The organism is Nitrososphaerales archaeon (assembly GCA_025058425.1).
Taxonomy (GTDB): Archaea; Thermoproteota; Nitrososphaeria; order Nitrososphaerales; family JANXEG01; genus JANXEG01.
On sequence record JANXEG010000074.1, the window covers coordinates 1 to 4,034 of the forward strand.

5 protein-coding genes and 1 tRNA gene are annotated in these 4,034 nt (G+C 39.1%); 3 read left to right on the top strand and 3 right to left on the bottom strand.

All coding sequences use genetic code 11. The features are described from left to right. From NZ896_06555 to NZ896_06565, 3 genes are all read left to right on the top strand, one after another. Positions 1-535: nucleoside monophosphate kinase (locus NZ896_06555; protein MCS7117107.1), on the top strand; the 535-nt coding region annotated here is incomplete at its 5' end. 176 nt (positions 536-711) lie between these two features. Then, positions 712-815: transfer RNA gene (locus NZ896_06560), tRNA-Ala, on the top strand. Positions 816-1,032: 217 nt separating this feature from the next. After that, positions 1,033-1,467, top strand: coding sequence for a CoA-binding protein (locus NZ896_06565; GenBank protein ID MCS7117108.1), 435 nt, complete (start codon positions 1,033-1,035; stop codon positions 1,465-1,467). Here the strand turns inward: NZ896_06565 and NZ896_06570 are convergent. From NZ896_06570 to NZ896_06580, 3 genes are all read right to left on the bottom strand, one after another. Then, positions 1,464-2,408 (bottom strand): nucleoside hydrolase, encoded by a 945-nt coding sequence (locus NZ896_06570; GenBank protein ID MCS7117109.1) that lies wholly within the window; start codon positions 2,406-2,408, stop codon positions 1,464-1,466. The genes NZ896_06565 and NZ896_06570 overlap by 4 nt on opposite strands. A gap of 6 nt (positions 2,409-2,414) precedes the next feature. Then, positions 2,415-3,371: a ribokinase gene (locus tag NZ896_06575; GenBank protein ID MCS7117110.1), complete on the bottom strand. Its 957-nt coding sequence runs from the start codon at positions 3,369-3,371 to the stop codon at positions 2,415-2,417. A gap of 76 nt (positions 3,372-3,447) precedes the next feature. Continuing rightward, a partial coding sequence (locus tag NZ896_06580; protein MCS7117111.1) for an HD domain-containing protein occupies positions 3,448-4,034 on the bottom strand: 587 nt, incomplete at its 5' end.

Genomic DNA, 4,034 nt, shown 5'->3' on the forward strand with positions numbered 1-4,034 from the left:
GGGTTTAAAGGCCAGTATTTATATTGAAAAAGGTCAATACGTTCCAGATGAGATCGTCAATAGAATCGTGAGTGAAAGACTAAAGCAGGACGATTGTAATAAAGGTTTCATACTCGATGGATATCCACGCACGATCGAGCAGGTAAAGTTTCTTGAAAATTTATTAAAAGAGATGAATAAGCCTTTGGACCTTGTCATTAACATTCGCGTATCTGAAAGTGAAATAGTAAGGCGACTGTCCTCTCGAAGGGTCTGTCCAAAGTGTAATACAATATACAACTTGATCGATAAACCGCCTAAAAAAGATGAGCTCTGCGATGTATGTGGTAGTGATCTGATTCAAAGAGATGATGATAAGCCCGATGTAATTAGGAATAGGTTGAGAGTCTATATAAAAGAGACAGAGCCGCTCATCGATTACTACTTGAAAAAGGGCAAGGTGATTGAAATTGATGGAGAGGGGCCTATCGATCAGGTATCTCAAAGGATTAGAAGAGCGATCGATGATAAACTTACACATCGATTCACTTTTTGAATATAAATGCTCTTCAAATTAAACGCTCAATGATTATTCCAAATATTTCGATGTAAAATTGAACCACGTATTGATCAGAAGATAAATTGCATAATATGATCATATATGATGTATTCGAACCCTAAATGAGAATTCTTTAAGAAGACTTAAATTGATAATTCCTCCTTAATAATTTGGGGCCGGTAGTTCAGGGGTAGAACTGCTTAAAACTCTGAGACCCGACTTGCATGTAAATAGCCAGGAACTCGGGTGGTCGAGGGTTCAAGTCCCTCCCGGTCCACTTAACATCTATCTTGATTTTCAATTTTAAATAGACCTAAAGCGAAAAAGAGGATCGAGAATATTTTCAAATGTCCTATAAATATGAATCAAAAATTTACCAGCTCTAAGGGTGAAGACAGATTAGATTATTTGGCCGTTTACATTTGATAAAGATTATTTCATGGATATATGGAAAAAGTTTTTATGTTATGAGAAATTAGGAAGAAGGGATTAAGATGATCGATGATGAAATTAAGTCAGCCCTTAAATTCAAGACGATCGCGATAGTCGGATTATCGAGAGATCCGAGTAAAGATAGCTATAGAGTGGCTGAATATCTAAAAGCGAATGGGTATAGAATAATCCCCATAAATCCTTTTGTCGATGAGGTTTTGGGTGAGAAGTGCTACAAAAGTTTGCTCGAAATTCCAGAAGATATTCAAAAGATGATCGAGGTCGTTGACATATTCAGACCATCGGAAGATGTCCTTCCGATCGTTGAGCAAGCGATTCAATTAAGGCAAAAGTATGGTAAACCTTACTTTATCTGGATGCAATTGGGCATAGTTAATAATGAAGCTGCCGAACTCGCAAAGAAGGCTGGTCTGAAAGTTATAATGGATAAGTGTATGATGATAGAGCATAAACGATTAAAATATTCTCACAGTTAATCCACAATCACCCTTTCCATAAACATTTTAAGAAATCTATCACCATCAACATCGATACACACATCCACATAATTCTTCTTTTCTCTTTCATCCTTTAACCACCATCTTCTATCGATTATCGTTTGACCCCTTGTAAACTCTCCCTTCATCTCCACATCCACATGGTAAGGTTCTATTTTAACCAATGTCGGATCGATGGAAACTGCAACGGCGAGCGGGTCATGAAGGGCAAAAAATCCATATCTATCTATCGATCTTTTTATGACATTCGCGATAAACTTCGAGATCTTTGTATCTTTCTTCGATATCCTCTCATAAGTATCCCTATTGATAAATGTAGATGGGTTCATAGTTACATCGAGCCCTACAGCGACCACCTTTAAACCCGAATTGTAAACGATACTGGCAGCTTCCGGATCTCTAAATACATTAAACTCAGCGACCGGTGTTTGGTTACCAAAGCCGTAAGGAGTAGTATGGAAAGCGCCACCCATCGATACTATCTTATTAACCCTCTCTGCAACTTTAGGTTCTTTGATTATAAATTTGGCTATATTTGTTAAAGGGCCTGTGGCAATGATGGTGATCTCACCACGATTATAAGACTTAACTTTATCGATGATCAGATCTATTGCATGAACCGATTCAGCCTTTTTATTGGGAATCGGTAAGTCAAGATCGCCTAGCCCATCATGGCCATGGATATATGTAAAGGGCATGGCCAACTCATAGCCCATCATCGATCTAGATTCTCCCATAGCTACAGGCACCTCACATCCGATCAACTCTAAAACCTTTAATGCATTAACGGTTGCATTCGATAGGAGGGTATTTCCAGCTACGGTCGTTACCGCCAATACATCCAATTCTCTCGATCTTAAAGCGAGGATCAAGGCTAAAGCATCATCGACACCAGGGTCCATATCTAAGATAACCTTCATTGCAAATCACCAACTCTCGAACCGCACTCTTAAATAGTCCTTAACCCTTCCGTAAAAGTCTTCAAGTTGATCGAATGTAGGCCCACCCCTCGTTTCATACCGGGTCGCTTTGATGGCTGCCGCACAATTCGCTCTTTTTATAGCCTCTTCATCATCAAAATTTAACGCTTTGAATGATGCGAACGCTCCGATGAATACATCTCCGCAACCAGTAGTATTCACAACCTTGAGTTTAAACTCATTCAATGGTACCGCGCTAATTGAGATAGCTTCATGACCCTTTACAAGGGTAGATCCCTTGGATCCTTGTTTTATGATCAAATTGTTTTGAATCATCTTCTTCACAATTCTAGGGTCTGTTGTACCAGTCAATTTTTCGAGCTCGATCTCATTAAGTATGAAATAGTCTACATCATTTAGTATAGGTGATAATTTTTTAAGTCCCATTTCTACATAAAGTCCGGGATCCCATATTACGATCCTTTTTGCCCTATGTGCTTCATTTATAATACGCTTCGCAGTCTCCAATGGTGGGTCCATAACCACCACGACTTTGGCCTCTTTTAAAGAGAGGTTTATTTCATTACGGTCTAAATCTTCAGGAAGGAGGAGTCTATTCGCTCCTAAAAAGGTATTGATCACATTATTCCCTTCTTCATCGATCAATATATAAGCCTGGCCAGACTCCTTTCCTTCAACAATCTTTATACTCGAAGTTTTAACACCTTCACCCTCTAAAATTTCAATCTGCTTCCTTCCTATTTCATCATCACCTAAAGCACCGATCAATGCAACTCTCCCAGATCCAAGGATCCTCGCTGCAGCTACTGAAACATTGGCACCAGTACCACCGGGAACCTTCGTAACCTTTAAAACCTCAACCTCCTCTCCAACATTCGGTATTCTTCGTACGAATAGATTTATATCCCAGTTTATAGCCCCACAACAGACAAGGTCTATCAAAACGCTCTTAAGTATACATAATAGCTATTTACGCTTTTTACACTTTATTTTTGCATCTAGAGATCATCTTACTTTATTACAGCCCTAATTCAGCATCGATCCTCTGGAGAGCTTTTAAAGCGATTTCAAAGAACTGCTCTTTCTTAATTCCCAATGACTCACACATTAAAATTCTTGAACGGTCAGAACCTCTTGCGAAATCTTTATCCTTAAACTTCTTGACGATCGTCTCTACCTTAACTTCACTCAACCTTTTCGAAGGCATCACCAGAGCACATGCTACGATCAAACCTGAAATGGCATCTGCAGAGATTAATGCCCTTTCCATCCTCGATTCGGGCATAATGGATGTATTCACATAATTATGGGATTTGATGGCACGAATGATCGAATCGTTCACCTTACCGTGAAGTATACTCTCTGCCACTAAACCGTGCTTCTTCATATCACCTTCAACAGATTCGTAATCTATATCGTGTAGTAGACCGACCAAACCCCACAGATCTATATCTTCATCAAAGTATTCTGCAAGCCCTCTCATAATGGCCTCTACAGCCAACACGTGCTTTACCATACTATCCTTCTTGAGGTTCATTTTTACTAAAGTTAGTGCCTCATCTCTATTCATAAAGAGATACCTTGATTTAGACAAAGTATTTCTTG